This window comes from Streptomyces sp. NPDC047014 (genome assembly GCF_040644195.1).
Taxonomy (GTDB): domain Bacteria; phylum Actinomycetota; class Actinomycetes; order Streptomycetales; family Streptomycetaceae; genus Streptomyces.
This window is the reverse complement of sequence record NZ_JBEYVX010000055.1, coordinates 24773-39992: the sequence shown is the minus strand read 5'-3', so window position 1 is coordinate 39992 and position 15220 is coordinate 24773. Positions and strand designations below refer to the sequence as shown.

17 protein-coding genes are annotated in these 15220 nt (G+C 72.6%); 8 read left to right on the top strand and 9 right to left on the bottom strand.

The window, feature by feature from the left end; all coding sequences use genetic code 11:
- Positions 1-123: 123 nt before the first annotated feature.
- The 6 genes from ccsB to hemL all read right to left on the bottom strand — a co-directional run bounded on the left by ccsB (position 124) and on the right by hemL (position 6441).
- A complete protein-coding gene (ccsB, locus tag ABZ873_RS24520) occupies positions 124-1206 on the bottom strand; it encodes a c-type cytochrome biogenesis protein CcsB (RefSeq protein WP_360875752.1) in 1083 nt (360 codons plus the stop codon).
- Complete coding sequence (locus ABZ873_RS24515) at positions 1203-2915, bottom strand: cytochrome c biogenesis protein ResB (protein ID WP_360875750.1); 1713 nt, start codon at positions 2913-2915, stop codon at positions 1203-1205. Before ABZ873_RS24515 ends, ccsB begins: the two co-directional genes overlap by 4 nt.
- A 13-nt stretch (positions 2916-2928) precedes the next feature.
- Positions 2929-3702 (bottom strand): cytochrome c biogenesis CcdA family protein, encoded by a 774-nt coding sequence (locus ABZ873_RS24510; protein WP_360875748.1) that lies wholly within the window; start codon positions 3700-3702, stop codon positions 2929-2931.
- A 4-nt stretch (positions 3703-3706) separates the two neighbouring features.
- On the bottom strand, positions 3707-4333 hold the full coding sequence (locus ABZ873_RS24505; protein WP_360875746.1) for a TlpA disulfide reductase family protein: 627 nt from the start codon (positions 4331-4333) through the stop codon (positions 3707-3709).
- Between the two features lie 90 nt (positions 4334-4423).
- Entirely contained in the window at positions 4424-5122 is a 699-nt protein-coding gene (locus tag ABZ873_RS24500) for a histidine phosphatase family protein (protein ID WP_360875744.1), read from the bottom strand.
- Positions 5119-6441, bottom strand: a complete 1323-nt coding sequence (gene hemL, locus ABZ873_RS24495) for a glutamate-1-semialdehyde 2,1-aminomutase (RefSeq protein WP_360875742.1) — start codon at positions 6439-6441, stop codon at positions 5119-5121. The genes ABZ873_RS24500 and hemL overlap by 4 nt, the downstream gene beginning before the upstream one ends.
- 133 nt (positions 6442-6574) lie before the next feature.
- On the opposite strand from hemL, the gene ABZ873_RS24490 reads away from it, so the two are divergent.
- Positions 6575-7174: a hypothetical protein gene (locus ABZ873_RS24490; protein WP_360875740.1), complete on the top strand. Its 600-nt coding sequence runs from the start codon at positions 6575-6577 to the stop codon at positions 7172-7174.
- Between the two features lie 45 nt (positions 7175-7219).
- Here ABZ873_RS24490 and ABZ873_RS24485 read toward each other — a convergent pair whose 3' ends face one another.
- Positions 7220-8236, bottom strand: a complete 1017-nt coding sequence (locus ABZ873_RS24485; RefSeq protein WP_360875756.1) for an ABC transporter permease — start codon at positions 8234-8236, stop codon at positions 7220-7222.
- An 83-nt stretch (positions 8237-8319) separates the two neighbouring features.
- Here ABZ873_RS24485 and ABZ873_RS24480 point away from each other — a divergent pair, with 83 nt between their 5' ends.
- The gene (locus ABZ873_RS24480; protein ID WP_360875738.1) at positions 8320-8862 is read left to right on the top strand and encodes a GNAT family N-acetyltransferase; all 543 of its coding nucleotides are present in this window, start codon (positions 8320-8322) and stop codon (positions 8860-8862) included.
- 86 nt (positions 8863-8948) lie between these two features.
- Positions 8949-9686 (top strand): Mut7-C RNAse domain-containing protein, encoded by a 738-nt coding sequence (locus tag ABZ873_RS24475; protein WP_360875737.1) that lies wholly within the window; start codon positions 8949-8951, stop codon positions 9684-9686.
- 21 nt (positions 9687-9707) lie between these two features.
- Here the strand turns inward: ABZ873_RS24475 and ABZ873_RS24470 are convergent, their stop codons facing one another.
- Entirely contained in the window at positions 9708-10211 is a 504-nt protein-coding gene (locus ABZ873_RS24470) for a hypothetical protein (RefSeq protein WP_360875735.1), read from the bottom strand.
- A gap of 114 nt (positions 10212-10325) precedes the next feature.
- Between ABZ873_RS24470 and ABZ873_RS24465 the strand changes: the two genes are divergently transcribed.
- The 3 genes from ABZ873_RS24465 (at position 10326) to ABZ873_RS24455 (ending at position 11902) form a co-directional block, all read left to right on the top strand.
- Complete coding sequence (locus tag ABZ873_RS24465; RefSeq protein ID WP_360875733.1) at positions 10326-10661, top strand: YnfA family protein; 336 nt, start codon at positions 10326-10328, stop codon at positions 10659-10661.
- A 62-nt stretch (positions 10662-10723) separates the two neighbouring features.
- Entirely contained in the window at positions 10724-11497 is a 774-nt protein-coding gene (locus ABZ873_RS24460; RefSeq protein ID WP_360875731.1) for an SDR family oxidoreductase, read from the top strand.
- Between the two features lie 219 nt (positions 11498-11716).
- Positions 11717-11902, top strand: coding sequence for a hypothetical protein (locus ABZ873_RS24455; RefSeq protein ID WP_360875729.1), 186 nt, complete (start codon positions 11717-11719; stop codon positions 11900-11902).
- A 19-nt stretch (positions 11903-11921) separates the two neighbouring features.
- On the opposite strand, the gene ABZ873_RS24450 is transcribed toward ABZ873_RS24455, so the two are convergent.
- A complete protein-coding gene (locus ABZ873_RS24450; RefSeq protein ID WP_360875727.1) occupies positions 11922-13115 on the bottom strand; it encodes an RtcB family protein in 1194 nt (397 codons plus the stop codon).
- Between the two features lie 190 nt (positions 13116-13305).
- Between ABZ873_RS24450 and ABZ873_RS24445 the strand changes: the two genes are divergently transcribed.
- Both ABZ873_RS24445 and ABZ873_RS24440 read left to right on the top strand, forming a co-directional pair.
- Positions 13306-14211, top strand: coding sequence for a DUF3558 domain-containing protein (locus ABZ873_RS24445; protein WP_360875725.1), 906 nt, complete (start codon positions 13306-13308; stop codon positions 14209-14211).
- A gap of 113 nt (positions 14212-14324) precedes the next feature.
- Positions 14325-15092 carry a DUF3558 domain-containing protein gene (locus tag ABZ873_RS24440; protein ID WP_360875723.1) on the top strand — a complete coding sequence of 256 codons (768 nt, stop codon included), beginning with the start codon at positions 14325-14327 and terminating at the stop codon, positions 15090-15092.
- Positions 15093-15220: the final 128 nt, after the last annotated feature.

Here is a 15220-nt window from a genome sequence, read left to right as displayed (position 1 = left end):
CGGTCATGAAGCCGCCGCAGGATCGAGGTCACACAATTCCCCCTACCCCGCCCCGCTCCGCCCTTCCCGGGGACCCCCGGAAGCCGGGAGGGGCGGGCCACCGGCGTCGGGTGGGGTGCGGGCTCAGACGCCCGCGTAGGAGTGCTTGCCGCTGAGCAGGATGTTCACGCCGTAGTAGTTCCAGATCCAGCAGGCGAAGGCGAAGAGCGCGAAGTACGCGGCCTTGCGGCCCTTCCAGCCGGCGGTGGCGCGGGCGTGCAGGTAGGCGGCGTAGGCCACCCAGGTCACGAAGGACCAGACCTCCTTGGGGTCCCAGCCCCAGTAGCGGCCCCAGGCGTCACCCGCCCAGATGGCGCCCGCGATGATCGTGAACGTCCACAGCGGGAAGACGGCCGCGTTGATCCGGTACGAGAACTTGTCGAGCGAGGCCGCCGAGGGCAGCCGCTCCAGCACCGACGAGGCGAACCGGCCGGGCGTGCCGCCGCCCGCGAGCTTGGCCTCGTAGGAGTCGCGGAAGAGGTAGAGGACCGTGCCGGCGGCGCCGAGGTAGAAGACGGCGCCGCAGAAGATGGCGGTCGAGACGTGGATCCACAGCCAGTACGAGTGCAGGGCCGGGACCAGCTGGTCGCTGTCGGTGTAGAGCCAGGTGACCGCGATGCCGAGGTCCAGCAGGACGGTGGTGACCAGGATCAGGCCGAGCCAGCGCACGTTCTTGCCGAGGGCGAGCAGCACCAGGTACGCGCCGACGGCCACCGTGGAGAAGGTGATCGAGAACTCGTACATGTTGCCCCAGGGGGCCCGCTGCACCGACAGCGCGCGGGTGACCACGCCCGCCGCCTCCACCAGGAAGGCGAGGGCCGTCAGCGAGACCGCGATCCGCCCGTACAGGTCGCCCTGCACGGTGCCGCCGGCCGCGCCGGGGCCGTCCGGGACGTCGCGGGTGCCGGCGCCGGAGCGGGTGGTGACCTGGGGGCGGTCCAGTACGGCGGTGCCGCCGTCCTTGCCGCGCACCCGCACGGCCGGGGCCCCGGTCTCCTGCGCGCCGGTCAGCGCGGCGGCCGTACGGCCCACCTTGCTGCGGCTGCCGAAGGTCCACTCGGCGATGTGCGCGAAGAAGGCGAGCGTGTAGACCGCCATCGACGAATAGATCAGGTAATTGCTGATCTCAGCCAGGTTCTCGTTGGCTGCGGCTGCGAGCGGCGTCATCCGCGCTCTCCTTCAGGGGTTTCTTCACTACGGGTTCCGGCCGGTGCAGCGGGCGCGCTCGGCGCCCGCTGGTGCAGCGTGGCGGCGAGGTCCGCCAGTTCCTGGGGAAGCCTGGCGGACTCGCTGCGGCCGAGGCCCGCCATCTCCACGACGGTCACGCCGTCCTTGCCCGCCACCGCGCGCACCCAGACCCGGCGGCGCTGGATGAACAGCGATCCGGCCAGGCCCGCGATGGCGGCGATGGCGCCCGCGAGGGCGAGGCCGCTGCCGGGCTGGTGGGTGACGGAGAAGGTGGCCCAGCGCTCGATGCCCTCGAACTTCACGGTGCCCGCGCCGTTCGGCAGGGTCATCGTGTCGCCGGGGGCCATCTTCTGCTTGAACTGCTGGCCCGACTCGTCCTTGAACATCTCCATCTTGGAGGTGTCGAGCCGGTAGACGTTCTGCGGCAGACCCGAGTCGACGCCGAGGCTGCCGTGCCAGGCGTTGAGCATGAGCTGCGGGTTCAGCAGGGCGGGGAACTGCGAGAACATCGTGCCCTTGCCCTCGCCCGCGAAGGTCGGCACGAAGACGGCGTTGAAGCCCAGCTGCTCCTGCTTGCCGTCCTTGTCCTTGTAGCCGTCGGTGACCTTGATGGCCCCGGTGGAGGTCAGGTTGCCGTCCTGCGGGAGCACCGGGACGGCGTCCTTGTAGATCACCTTGCCGGTGGGGTCGGTCACCGAGATGACCGGCGCGTAGCCGTGCCCCAGCAGGTAGACCTTCGAGCCCTCGATCTCCAGGGGCTCGTTGACCTGGATCTCGCGCTTCTGCGGGGTGCCGTGCGCCCCCTCGCTGAGGGTGACGTACGCCTTGAAGTCGCGCGGGGTGCCCCGCTGCGGGCCGCCCATCTCGTAGGTGGCGTCGAAGCGGTCCAGCGTGAAGCTGAACGGCGGCAGGTCGTCCGGGTGGAAGAGGGTGCCGGGCTTGAAGTCGTCGTACTGGGTGAGCGTGTTGGAGAAGCCGCTGCCGCGCAGGACGAGCTTGCCGCCCTCGGACTTGAAGTACTGGCCCCAGGCGAAAGCGACGAGCATCACGATCAGCGCGACGTGGAAGATCAGGTTCCCGGCCTCGCGGAGGTAGCCCTTCTCCGCCGCGACATGGCCCTCGCCCGGTTCGGTGCGGAAGCGCTTGGCACCGAGGACGGTCCGGGCCTGCGCCAGGACCTCCTCCGGGGCGGTGTCGGTGCGCCAGGTGGTGTGGGCGGGCAGCCGGTCGAGCCGCCGCGGGGCGGCCGGCGGGCGGCCGCGGAGCTGGCCGACGAACTGCCAGGCGCGCGGGACGATGCAGCCGATCAGCGAGATGAACAGCAGCAGGTAGATCGCGGAGAACCACACCGAGCTGTAGACGTCGAAGAGCTGGAGGGCCTCGGCGATGCCGACGTAGGAGGCGTTGTCCCGCTTCCACTCGGCGACCTTCATCGCGTCCACGCTGGTCTGCGGGACCAGGGAGCCGGGGATGGCGCCCAGGGACAGCAGGAAGAGCAGGATCAGCGCCACGCGCATGGAGGTGAGCTGCCGCCAGAACCAGCGGACCCAGCCGGTCACGCCGATGCCGACGGGACCGCTGTCCTCGACGGGTGCGGTGGAGAGCTGGGAGCCGGCGTCCGCCTCGGCGGGGTCCGCCGGAGCGGGCTCGGGGGGCGTCCCGGTGGGCGCCTTGTCTGTCGTACTCATGTCCGTCGGTTCCTCAGATCCCCACCGTGAAGCCTTGGGTCCAGCTCTGCATGTCGGTCACGATGCTGTCCCACAAACCTGTGACGAGCAGCAGGCCCGTGAGGATCAGCATGCCGCCGCCGATGCGCATCACCCACGCGTAGTGCCGCTTCACCCAGCCGAACGCGCCGAGCGCCTTGCGGAAGGCGAGCGCGGCGAGGATGAAGGGCACACCCAGCCCCAGGCAGTACACCACGGTCAGCAGGGCGCCGCGGCCGGCGCTCGCCTGGTCGAGGGAGAGGGTGGTGACGGCGGCGAGGGTCGGGCCCATGCAGGGGGTCCAGCCGACGCCGAAGAGCACGCCGAGCAGCGGTGCGCCGAGCAGGCCCGCCGCCGGTTTCCTGTGGAAGCGGAACTCCCGCATCGTCAGACCGGGGATCGCGCCCATGAAGAAGAGGCCGAGGAGAATCACCAGGCCGCCGAGGACTCTGGAGATGATCTGCTTGTACTCGTTGAGCTCGGTGCCGAAGTATCCGAAGAGGGCGCCCGTGGAGACGAAGACCACAGTGAACCCGGCGACGAACAGCGCGGCGCCCGTCAGCATCCGCCCGCGCCGGGCCTCGGCGAGGTCGGCGCCGCTGACGCCGGTCACGTAGGAGAGGTAGCCGGGGACGAGCGGCAGGACGCACGGCGAGAAGAAGGAGACCAGGCCGGCGAGGAGGGCGATCGGCAGCGCCAGCAGCAGCGCGCCGTTCAGCACCGTCTCGTTCACGCCGGTGGCCTCGGCGGCGAGGACGTAGTCGACCACGGGGTCACTGCTCCGCGAGGACGGGGTCGATCATGGAGCGCAGCTGCTCCTCGCCGAGGGGGGCCAGGGTGCGGGCCGCGATCCGGCCCTCCCGGTCCAGGACGAGCGTGGAGGGGATGGCGTTCGGGTTGAGGCTGCCCCTGGGGAAGCGCAGCAGCAGCTTTCCGTCCGGGTCGTAGAGGCTCGGGTAGGTGATCCCGAAGGTCTCCTCGAAGGAGGCGGCGTTCTGCTTGCTGTTGTCGCGGACGTTGACGCCGACGAAGACGACGTCCTTGCCGGCGTCGGTGAGCTCCTTGGAGACCTTCGCGAAGGCCGGTGCCTCGGCCCGGCAGGGCGGGCACCAGGAGCCCCACACGTTGAGGACGACGACCTTGCCCTTGAGGGCCGTCGTGTCCAGGCTCTTGCCGTCGACGGTCTCCCCGTCGAGCTTCGGCGCCTCGGTCCGCTCGCCCTTGGCGGAGGTGGAGATGCCGCTCGCGCCCGTCACGTAGTTGCCGCCGCTGCCGGTCGGCTTGCCGCTGTCGCCGCCGTCGCACGCCGTGAGGACGAGGGCGCCGGTGACGGTCACCGCGGTCAGCAGGAGGGCACGTCCGCCGGTCGAGCGGCGTCGGGGGGCGCGGCTAAGGCTCATGTGAAAAGTTTCGCATGAGCGATCGGGCGATCTACCGCGCCCCCCACCGCCGCTGTCCATGCCCTGGTCAGGGCGGGTCCGGCGGCCCGTTCAGGCGCCGAACGCCTTGGAACCGCCCTTGACCGGCTTCGCACCCGCGAGCAGATGCGCCGGGACCAGGTCGCGGGCGGGCTCGCTGTAGCCCACCGACACCAGCCGGTCCCCCTGGTAGGTGAAGGAGGTCAGCGAGGCCAGCGTGCACTGGCGGCGGCGCGGGTCGTGCCACAGCCGGCGCTTCTCCGCGAAGCTGCGGACGATCCAGATCGGCAGCTGGTGGCTGACCGCGACCGCCTCGTGGCCGCGGGCCGCGTCGCGCGCCGCCTCCAGCGCGCTCATCATCCGGACCACCTGCTCCACGTACGGCTCTCCCCAGGAGGGCTTGAACGGGTTCGTCAGATGCTTCCAGTTACCGGGCTTGCGCAGCGCGCCGTCACCGACGCCGAAGGTCTTGCCCTCGAAGACGTTCTCCGCCTCCAGCAGGCGCCGGTCCGTCGCCAGGTCCAGGCCGTGGACCTTCGCGATCGGCTCCGCCGTCTCCTGCGCGCGCTCCAGGGGCGAGGCGACCACGTAGGCGATGTCGCGGCCCTTGAGGTGCTCGGCGACCCGGTCGGCCATCTGCCGGCCCAGCTCGGAGAGGTGGTAGCCCTCGCGGCGCCCGTAGAGGACCCCGTCCGGGTTGTGCACCTCCCCGTGGCGCACCAGGTGGACGACGGTCAGGTCGGACGCCGTGTCACGGCCGTCGTTGCTCATGCGGTGGCCTCCGCGGCGGCCCGGGCGGCGGCCGGCAGCGCCGCCGCGATCCGCTCGATCGCCGTGTCGTCGTGGGCGGTGGAAACGAACCAGGACTCGAAGGCGGACGGCGGCAGGTAGACGCCCTGCGCCAGCATCGAGTGGAAGAACGCGTTGAAGCGGAAGCTCTCCTGACGCTTGGCGTCGTCGTAGTTCCGCACCTGCTCCGCGGTGAAGAAGACGGAGAACATGCTGGAGGCGGTCTGCAGCCGGTGCGCGACGCCCTCCTTGGTGAGCGCGGCGGTGACCAGGCCCTGGATCTCCTGGGAGACCGCACCGACCTTCTCGTACGCCGCCGCGTCCAGCAGCCGCAGCTGCGCCAGGCCCGCGGCGGTGGCGATCGGGTTACCGGACAGGGTGCCCGCCTGGTAGACCGGGCCGGCCGGGGCCAGGTGGCCCATCACGTCGGCGCGGCCGCCGAAGGCCGCCGCCGGGAAGCCGCCGCCCATGACCTTGCCGAAGGTCAGCAGGTCGGGCTTGACCCCGTCGACCCCGTACCAGCCGGCCCGCGAGGTACGGAAACCGGTCATGACCTCGTCGGAGACGTACAGCGCGCCGTTCTCCCGGCACAGGTCCGCCAGGCCCTGGTTGAAGCCCTCGGCGGGGGTGACCACGCCCATGTTGCCGGGCGCCGCCTCCGTGATCACACAGGCGATCTCGCCCGGGTGCGCGGCGAACGCGGCCCGCACGGCACCGAGGTCGTTGTAGGGCAGCACGATCGTGTCGCCGGCCTGCGCGCCCGTCACGCCCGGGGTGTCCGGCAGCGCGAAGGTGGCCAGACCGGAACCGGCCGCGGCCAGCAGCGCGTCGACGTGACCGTGGTAGCAGCCGGCGAACTTCACGACCTTGGCGCGACCGGTGAAGCCGCGCGCCAGCCGGATCGCCGACATGGTCGCCTCCGTCCCGGAGGACACGAGCCGCACCTGCTCCACGGGCTCGACGCGCGCCACGATCTCCTCGGCGAGCGCCACCTCGCCCTCGCCGGGCGTACCGAAGGAGGTGCCGCGGGCGACCGCCGCCTGGACCGCCTCGATCACCTCGGGGTGGGAATGGCCGAGGATCATCGGTCCCCACGAGCACACGAGGTCCACGTACTCGCGACCGTCGGCATCCGTGAGGTACGGACCGGTCCCGGACACCATGAACCGGGGCGTACCGCCCACGGCGCGGAAGGCGCGCACGGGAGAGTTCACGCCGCCGGGGGTCACGAGGGAGGCGCGCTCGAAGAGCGTCTGCGAAACTGGGGCTTCATACGGGTACGGGTAGCTCACACCAGCCATGGTCTCAGAGGCCGCGACAGACTTGCGGGCGGGCGTTTCACCGCGTCGCCGCGGGGGAGGTCACTGCCATGATGATCAGGCTGCGTGGCGGGGGCCGCGGGGCCGGAGCCAGCAAGACCAGTCGGGTGGAGATATGCAACGCGGTGGTGGACCGGGCGAGGGTAAGGACGGCCTCGATCCGCAGCGCGCCCGCGAGGCCCGCCGCCGGGGCAAGCACCGCCGCCGCGCGACGGAGGCGGCCGACGCCGTCCCCGAGCCCGCGACACCGCCGGAGGACCTGCCGAAGGGCCGCGGCATGGGAGTGACGTACAAGTACTTCGGCGCACCGGACGGGGCCACGGCGGCCCGGGTCCCGGTGACGATGCGCCCCGAGGAACTCGGCGGCGACGAGCTCGGCATGGGCGGCCTCTTCACCAAGATCAAGCCGGAGACGATGGCCGCGATGGTCCTCACCGGCATCGAGGGCATACCCCTGCACAAGGTGCCCCCGCTGGAACTGGTCGTCCTCCACCCCGACTACGCGGTGGTCAAGCTCCCCACGACGGTGGTCGACCCGCTGCGCGGGATCGGCGAGGAGTCCGTGGGCGCCGCCGCCTTCATCTGGTCCACCGTCCCCGACCGGGGCGGCCCCAGCGACGCCTTCAACGTCTACCAGCTGCTCCACGAATGGCAGGATTTCAGCCACCGCCTCCATGAGGCGGGCCACCAGCCGTACTGTCTCGTCTGGCCCTGACCCGCGCACCCGCGCCGCCCGGCCGCCGCGGGCCCGGGTCCGCCGTCACACCCCCGCCCGCAGGGTTTCGGCCGGCAGCACGCGGGCCGCGGCCAGCGCCGGGTAGAGCCCCGCGGCCAGTCCCACCACCAGCCCCACCAGCGGACCCGCCAGGGTCAGGGCCGGGTCCAGGACCACCAGCCAGTCCTTCGCCAGGCAGGTCAGCGCCGTGATCTGGATCCCGAGGACCGTGCCGACGAGCCCGCCCACCAGCCCCACCAGGCCGCTCTCCACGCAGAACTGACCGGCCACCGCCCGCCGCGAGGCGCCCAGCGCCCGGCGCAGCCCGATCTCGGACCGCCGCTCCAGCACCGACACATAGGCCGTGTTGCTCACCCCGAGCGCCCCCACCCCCAGCGAGACCGCCGCCAGGCCCAGGAACAGCGCCCGGGTCTGCGACTCCACGCCCCGGCGCAGGGAGCGCGGATCCGGCGGCACCAGGGCGACCAGCGCGTCGGGGGCGCCGGGGGCCAGCGCGAAGGGCGCCTCCTCGCCGACCTGGTCGGCCGCGCCCAGATCCGTACGGATGACCATCTCGGCGGGGGCGAAGCCCAGTCCGGCCGGGTCCGCCAGGGCCGCCCAGTACGGGACCACCACCGAGCCGGTGAGGTTCGTATCACCGGCGGGGGCGCGGAAGACGCCGAGCACGCTGAACGCGACCCCGTTGACGTGGATCACCGAGGTGCCCGCCCCGGCCCCGCCCTCGCCGCCCTCCCCGGTCTCCACGGTCAGCCGGGAGGCGGCCGCCGTGTCGATCACCGCCACCCGGTCCCGGCGCGCCTCGTGGCCGGTGTCGAACCAGCGGCCCCCGGTCAGCTCGGCCGACAGGGCGAGCAGCGCCCCGGGCTGCGCGGCCAGCACCGTGCCCTCGGGCAGGTCGTTGGCCCCGCCGATATCCGCCGGGCGAAGGAAGGATTCCGCGGCGGGGGCGTCCGGTGGCGGCCGGAGGGCCCCGCGCAGGTCAGCCCCCGGGCCGGACGACCGCCGCGCCGGGCCCGCCCGGCCCGGACCCGGCGACTCCACAAGCCCGGCGGGCGGGCCCCGCGAAAGCACCCGGATGTGATGCGCGCCACTCCGCCGGACCGGGGCGCCCGTAGGGTGGCCCGATGGAGACACACGTACGCCTGCGGCCCTGGTCCGGGGACGATTTCCGGCTACTGGAGCGCGCGAACGAACCGGCGATGACCGAACACCTCGGCGGCCCCGAATCCGCCGAGCGGCTGCGCGACCGCCAGCGCCGCTACGAGGCCCTGAGCGCGCGGGAGCCGGCCGCGGGGCGGATGTTCCGCGTGGAATGGCTCACCGGCGGCGCGGTCGAGGCCGTCGGATCGGTCGGCTTCTGGGAGCGGGAGTGGCGCGGCGAGCCGGTCTACGAGGCCGGCTGGGGCATCCTGCCCGAGTTCCAGGGCCGCGGGCTGGCCGTCGCCGCCCTGACGGAGCTCCTGTCGTACGTGGCCGCGCACGGCACCCGCGCCGCCGTCCACGCCTTCCCCGGTACGGACCACCCCGCCTCCAACGCCGTCTGCCGCCGGGCGGGCTTCGCGCACCTGGGCGAGGTCGCCTTCGAGTACCCGCCGGGCGTCCCCCACCCGAGCAACGACTGGCGGTACGAACTGACCCCCGGGTCCGGGGCAGCGCCACCCGCCTGACCGGGGCCTCGCGCGGCGGCCCGGCCGGCGGCCCGCACGGCCGAAAATCCGGGGCGGCCGGGCGGCGGCGATGGCATCCTGGCAGCGTGAACGGACCCGGCATTCAGCTCACCCTCGCGCCCGAACTGCGGCTCTTCGCCCCGCCCAGCCGGCGCGCCGACCGCGTACCGACGGCCACCGACGGCGCCTCCAGCCTCGGCCACGTCGTCGAATCCGCCGGGGTCCCGCTCACCGAGGTCGGCCGGCTGCTCGTCGACGGCCGCGAGGTGCCCGTCTCGTACGTGCCCCAGGACGGCCAGGACGTCGAAGTGCTCGGCGTCGCCCGCCCCCAGCGCATCGAGGGCGCGCCCCTGCGCTTCCTCCTCGACGTCCACCTCGGCACCCTCGCCCGCCGCCTGCGGCTGCTCGGCGTCGACGCCGCCTACGAGAACGAGGACATCGGGGACCCGGCCCTCGCCACCCGCTCCGCCGCCGAGCGGCGCGTCCTGCTGTCCCGGGACCGCGGGCTGCTGCGCCGCCGCGAGATCTTCGCCGGGGCGTACGTCTACAGCGACAACCCCGACGAGCAACTGCGCGACGTACTGGGCCGCTTCGCCCCGGCCCTCGCCCCGTGGACCCGCTGCACCGCCTGCAACGGCCCCCTGCGCGAGGCCGACAAGGCCAGTGTCGGGGACCGGCTGGAGCACGGCACGCAGCGCTCCTACGACGTCTTCGCGCAGTGCACCGCCTGCGAGCGCGTCTACTGGCGCGGCGCCCACCACGCCCGGCTGGAACGCATCGTCGACGACGCGCTCGTCGAATTCGGCACCCCCTGGGCGGATTGACCCGCAGGGGCGGGTGATCGCCTAGAAGGCGTAGGCGTCGCCCGTGTCCAGGGCCAGGACCACATGTTCGTTGTTGGCGAGGTTCCGGTCCGTCGCGCCGCCGTTCCACCAGGTGTCCACGCGCACCAGCACCTCCGGGGCCCGCTCGCGCATCTCCAGCAGCAGCCCCACGTGCCGGCCGCGCCCGTGCGGCGGCAGCGCGCCCGTCTCGCACACCACCTCGCGCATGCCCGCCCGCGCGCAGCCCTCCGCCAGCCGCTGCCGGTCCGCGAGGTCCCCCGAGAGCCGCACCCGCAGCGTCGCGTTCGGCAGCGCCGCCGGGCCGTCGTTCTCCGTGACCAGCCACACCCGCAGCCGCGTCCCGGACAGGGCGACGCGGCCGTGGTAGGCCACGTCCGCCTCCGGCCCGGCCGAGCCGGCCGCGCCCGCGCGGGCCTGGGCCTGCGTCACGCCCGGCGCCACCGCGCCGAGCGACAGCAGCCCGGCCACCACCACACTCCGTACGGCGCCACGGCGCACCGCCACCACCTCCTGCTCCGGATCTCGCGCGGAGGCTAGCCCCCGGGCGCCCCCGGCCGGTCGGACCATCACACGAAGGAGGGCGCGCCCGCACCCATCTGGCGTGCGTACCTTTGAGCCATGCTGATCGCCCGCTCCGTCGCCCTGTTCGCCCTCGCCGCCGTGCTGGAGATCGGCGGCGCCTGGCTCGTCTGGCAGGGGGTGCGCGAGTCCAGGGGCTGGGCGTGGATCGGCGCCGGGGTGATCGCCCTCGGCCTCTACGGCTTCGTCGCCACGCTCCAGCCGCAGGGCGACTTCGCCCGGGTCCTCGCCGCCTACGGCGGGGTCTTCGTCGCCGGGTCGCTGGCCTGGGGCGTCGTCGCCGACGGCTACCGGCCGGACCGCTGGGACATCGCCGGGGCCCTCGTCTGCCTGGCCGGAATGGCCGTGATCATGTACGCCCCGCGCGGCCGCTGACCGGGCCGGGCGCGCCTATGCTGGCGGGTAATCGTCCGTACGAACGACCGAGGAGCCCGCACATGAGCACGGCCGCCACCCGAACCGCCGTAGTCACCGGCGCGAGCAGCGGCATCGGCGCGGCCACCGCCCGGCAGCTCGCCGCGGCCGGCTACCACGTCGTCCTCACCGCCCGCCGCGAGGACCGCATCAAGGCCCTCGCCGCCGAGCTCACCGAGGCCGGTCACTCCGCCGCCGCGTACGCCCTGGACGTCACCGACCGCGCCGCCGTCGACGCCTTCGCCGCCTCCCTCGGCGGCCGGCCCTCCGTGGACGTGCTGGTCAACAACGCGGGCGGCGCGCTGGGGGCCGAGCCCGTCGCCACGGGCGACCCGGCGGACTGGCGCACGATGTACGAGGTCAACGTCCTCGGCACGCTGCACGTCACCCAGGCCCTGCTGCCCGCCCTGACCGCCTCCGGCGACGGCACGGTCGTGGTCCTCTCCTCCACGGCGGGCCACGGCACGTACGAGGGCGGCGCGGGGTACGTGGCCGCGAAGAACGGCGCGCGGGTGCTGGCGGAGACCCTGCGGCTGGAGATCGTCGGCCAGCCGGTACGGGTCATCGAGATCGCCCCCGGCATGGTCAGGACGGAGGAGTTCGCGAAGACCCGCTTCCGCGGGGACGCGGAGAAGGCGGCGAAGGTGTACGCGGGCGTCGCGCACCCCCTGTCCGCCGACGACGTGGCCGACACCATCACCTGGGCGGTGACCCGCCCCAGCCACGTCAACATCGACCTCCTGGTGGTCCGCCCCCGCGCCCAGGCATCCAACACCAAGGTCCACCGCGACCTCTGATCCCCCGGCGGGACCGCCCGCGCCCGTTCGGGTGAATGCGCGCGGATCGTCGGCGGGCGAGGCTACGAAGCCGGTGCGACGGCGGCGGGTCTGGAGTTCCTGCAAGGCATCGGCGTCTGGCTGCCCACCGGCCCCGACGACTAAGCCGTCCCGGACTTCTCCCTCGTCGAAGCGGACTTCCTGGACTTCAAGGGGCGCAACAACTGCTACTCGCCCGACGTGTTCCGGCTGGTCTTCGAGGTGACCTCGTCGAACGACGAAGCGGTCCTGTACTCCGACCCGCGCGACGGCGCGTACCGCCACCACAAGACGTTCAAGCGGGGCTCCCGCATCACGGTTCCCGAGCACGTCGGACTGTCGGTCGAACTCCCCGTCGATTGCCTGCTCGACGGGGAGACGGCCTGAACCACCGGAGGGCCCGGGGTCAGCCCTTCACGCAGATGATCTGCTTGAGTTTCGCGACCACCTGGACCAGGTCGGTCTGCTGGTCGATGACCTGCTCGATCGACTTGTAGGCGCCCGGGATCTCGTCCACGACCCCCGCGTCCTTACGGCACTCCACGCCCCGCGTCTGCTCCGCCAGGTCCCTCGCCGAGAACCGCTTCTTCGCCGCCGTGCGGCTCATCTTCCGGCCCGCTCCGTGCGAGGCCGAGTTGTACGACTTCTCGTTGCCGAGGCCCTTCACGATGTACGAGCCCGTGCCCATGGAGCCCGGGATGATCCCGTAGTCCCCGCTGCCCGCGCGGATCGCGCCCTTACGGGTGACCAGCAGGTCCATGCCGTCGTACCGCTCCTCCGCCACGTAGTTGTGGTGGCAGCTGATCTCCCGGTCGAAGGAGACCTTCGCCTTGCGGAACTCGCGCCGGACGACCTCCTTGAACAGGCTCATCATCGCCGCGCGGTTGTACTTCGCGTACTCCTGCGCCCAGAAGAGGTCATTGCGGTACGCGTCCATCTCCGGCGTGGCCGCGAGGAAGACCGCGAGGTCCCGGTCGACCAGGTTCTGGTTGTGCGAGAGCCCCCGCGCCACACCGATGTGGTGCGCGGCCAGCTCGTTGCCGATGCCCCGGGAGCCGGAGTGCAGCATCAGCCACACCGCGCCCGACTCGTCCAGGCAGAACTCGACGAAGTGGTTGCCGGAGCCCAGCGTGCCGATCTGCTTCGTGGCCCGCTCATGGCGGAACTTGACCGCGTCGGCCAGGTAGTCGAACCGCTCCCACAGGCTCGCGTACCCCTCCACCGGGAAGTTGTACAGCCGTGACGGGTCGACCGCCTCCCGGTGCATCCCCGCCCCCACCGGGATCGCCCGCTCGATCTGGGAGCGGAGCCCGGACAGGTCGCCCGGCAGGTCGTTCGCCGTCAGGGAGGTCTTCACCGCCGACATGCCGCAGCCGATGTCCACGCCCACCGCCGCCGGGCAGACCGCGTCCTTCATCGCGATCACCGAGCCGACGGTGGCCCCCTTGCCGTAGTGGACGTCCGGCATGACGGCCAGGCCCTTGATCCACGGAAGGCCGGCCGTGTTGCGCAGCTGCTGCATCGCGCTGTCCTCGACCGACGCCGGATCCGTCCACATCCGGATCGGGACCTTCGCCCCCGGTACCTCTACGTACGACATAAGGAATCAATCCCCCGAAAACATAAGAAAAGTCAGAATGCGCAAAAGCCTCGCTCTTGATCCCAAATACGACAGGGGACCGGCGCCAGCACCAGCGTGTGCGATAGACATTGTGTCCATCCGCGCCCAAGTCGCGGCAACGCAATTTCCTGACCGTCGGGGGGCCGCCGGTCGAAGGGAGCCAGTGAACGTGCAGCGCAAGGCGGCGGTACGGCGAGTCCTGCCCGGCATCGCGATGCTCACCGCGCTCGCGGCCGGCGCGGCCGGCCTGACCGGGTGCAGCGGCGGCGGCGACGGCAAGGGCACCAGCGACGCGAAGGCCGGCGGCAACGCCGCCGCGCCCGCGCAACCGGGCAAGTACCGCAGCCTGCCCGCGCCCTGCAAGGCCGGGGTCGACAGCAAGAAGCTCAAGGCGATGCTGCCGGCCGCCGACAGCCTCACCCCCGAACAGCGCGAACAGCTCTACGCGGGCGTCGCCGACGCCTCCTACGACGGCGACCGGCACGTCGGCTGCCGCTGGACCGCGCAGACGCCCGAGGAGACCCGGCTGCTGTCGGTGGGCTTCGAGCGCGTGGTCTCGTACGACCGGGCCGTGGCCAGCGACGACGACAAGGCCAAGCAGGTCTACGTACGCCGGCTCACCGACGCCCGGCTCCCCTTCCCCGGCCCGGCCACCACCCCGAGCCCGGGCGCCCCCGCCACGGGCAGCCCCGCCGCCGGCGCCCCCGGCGCGGGCCCCGCCACCCCGCCGCCCGCCGCACCGCCCGCCGCGAGCCCCGCCCCCGGCGGCAGCCCGGCCGCCGGAAGTCCGGCCCCCGGCACCCCCGGAGCCTCCCCCTCCCCCCAGCCCGAGCTCGGCTCCCGCGTCCTGGAGGGCCTGGGCACCGAGGCGTTCCTGGAGGACAAGCTGAGCCCGGCGGGGGCCACGGCCGCGCAGTCGCGCACCGTGCGGATTGTGTTCCGTACCTCCAACGTCCTTGTCACCGTCGAGTACAGCGTGCAGCCGGCCGCCCCCGGCACCGTCCCGCCGAGCGCCGAAACCCAGGACAGGGCACGGCAGTTGGCGCAGGCGCTCGTCGAGCGGTTCAACGAATGAGCGGTGCGCGCCGCGCCCGGGCGTGACGGCGCGCACAGCAGGCGGGCACCCGGTCGGGCTACGGTTGCTCGGGTCCCGTGTCCGAAGCAGACCCCCGACGCACTGAAGGAAACATGCACCGATCAGCCTCGCGCCTCACCCGCGTTCTCGCCTGCGCAGCCGTCCCGGTGATCCTCACCGTGGCCGGTTGCTCCTCCGACTCGGGCAAGGACTCGGCCGCGAAGGACGGCGACAAGAAGTCCGGTTCCGCCGCCCCCTCGAAGCCCGGCGAGAAGTCCAAGCCGGAGCTGGAGAAGGCCGCCTTCGCCACGCTCCCGGATCCCTGCAAGGCGGTCCAGGCGGCGACGATAGACACCCTCGTCCCGGAGGCGAAGGACAAGAACGGTACGGCGACGAAGTCGAACGACCTGGCCAGCCGTGCCAGCTGCTCCTGGAACGGCCTGGACGAGGACGGGCTCAAGGGCTCGCAGTACCGCTGGCTGTCCCTCTCCTACTTCCGCAACGACTCGCACGCCTCGCTCGGCAGCGCGAACAAGCGGGCCGAGGAGCAGTACAAGAAGCAGACCGAGACGGCGAAGACCTCCGAGGGCGCGCAGAACGTCAAGGCGGAGGAGGCCGGCGGCCTCGGCGACCAGGCCACCTCGGTGGTCTACACGGTGAAGAAGGACGTCGACTTCTTCAACACCAGCATCGTGGCCCGCACCCAGAACGTGGTCGTCACCCTCGACTACAACGGCGCCGCCTACGAGGGCGCGGGCGCCCCGGACCAGGCGAAGCTGCTCCAGGACGCCCTGGCGGCGGCCAAGGAGGCCGTCGCGGCCGTCGAGGCCGCCAACAAGCAGCCGGCGGAGCAGCAGCCGCAGACGCCCGCACCCCAGTGAGGGCGGTGGCTGGGCAGGGCCTCCTGGGGCGCTGACATCCAGTCACCCGTACGCTGTGCCTGCCGCAGCTCGGTAAAGGCTCGGTAAGCACCCAGCGCTCGGTTTGTGCTCGACAAGGGGAGGGGATC

Coding starts and splice junctions, on each gene's coding strand:
- ccsB (WP_360875752.1), bottom strand. CDS start 1,206: ATGACGCCGCTCGCAGCCGCAGCCAACGAGAACCTGGCTGAGATCAGC.
- ABZ873_RS24515 (WP_360875750.1), bottom strand. CDS start 2,915: ATGAGTACGACAGACAAGGCGCCCACCGGGACGCCCCCCGAGCCCGCT.
- ABZ873_RS24505 (WP_360875746.1), bottom strand. CDS start 4,333: ATGAGCCTTAGCCGCGCCCCCCGACGCCGCTCGACCGGCGGACGTGCC.
- ABZ873_RS24500 (WP_360875744.1), bottom strand. CDS start 5,122: ATGAGCAACGACGGCCGTGACACGGCGTCCGACCTGACCGTCGTCCAC.
- hemL (WP_360875742.1), bottom strand. CDS start 6,441: ATGGCTGGTGTGAGCTACCCGTACCCGTATGAAGCCCCAGTTTCGCAG.
- ABZ873_RS24490 (WP_360875740.1), top strand. CDS start 6,575: ATGCAACGCGGTGGTGGACCGGGCGAGGGTAAGGACGGCCTCGATCCG.
- ABZ873_RS24480 (WP_360875738.1), top strand. CDS start 8,320: ATGGAGACACACGTACGCCTGCGGCCCTGGTCCGGGGACGATTTCCGG.
- ABZ873_RS24465 (WP_360875733.1), top strand. CDS start 10,326: ATGCTGATCGCCCGCTCCGTCGCCCTGTTCGCCCTCGCCGCCGTGCTG.
- ABZ873_RS24460 (WP_360875731.1), top strand. CDS start 10,724: ATGAGCACGGCCGCCACCCGAACCGCCGTAGTCACCGGCGCGAGCAGC.
- ABZ873_RS24450 (WP_360875727.1), bottom strand. CDS start 13,115: ATGTCGTACGTAGAGGTACCGGGGGCGAAGGTCCCGATCCGGATGTGG.
- ABZ873_RS24440 (WP_360875723.1), top strand. CDS start 14,325: ATGCACCGATCAGCCTCGCGCCTCACCCGCGTTCTCGCCTGCGCAGCC.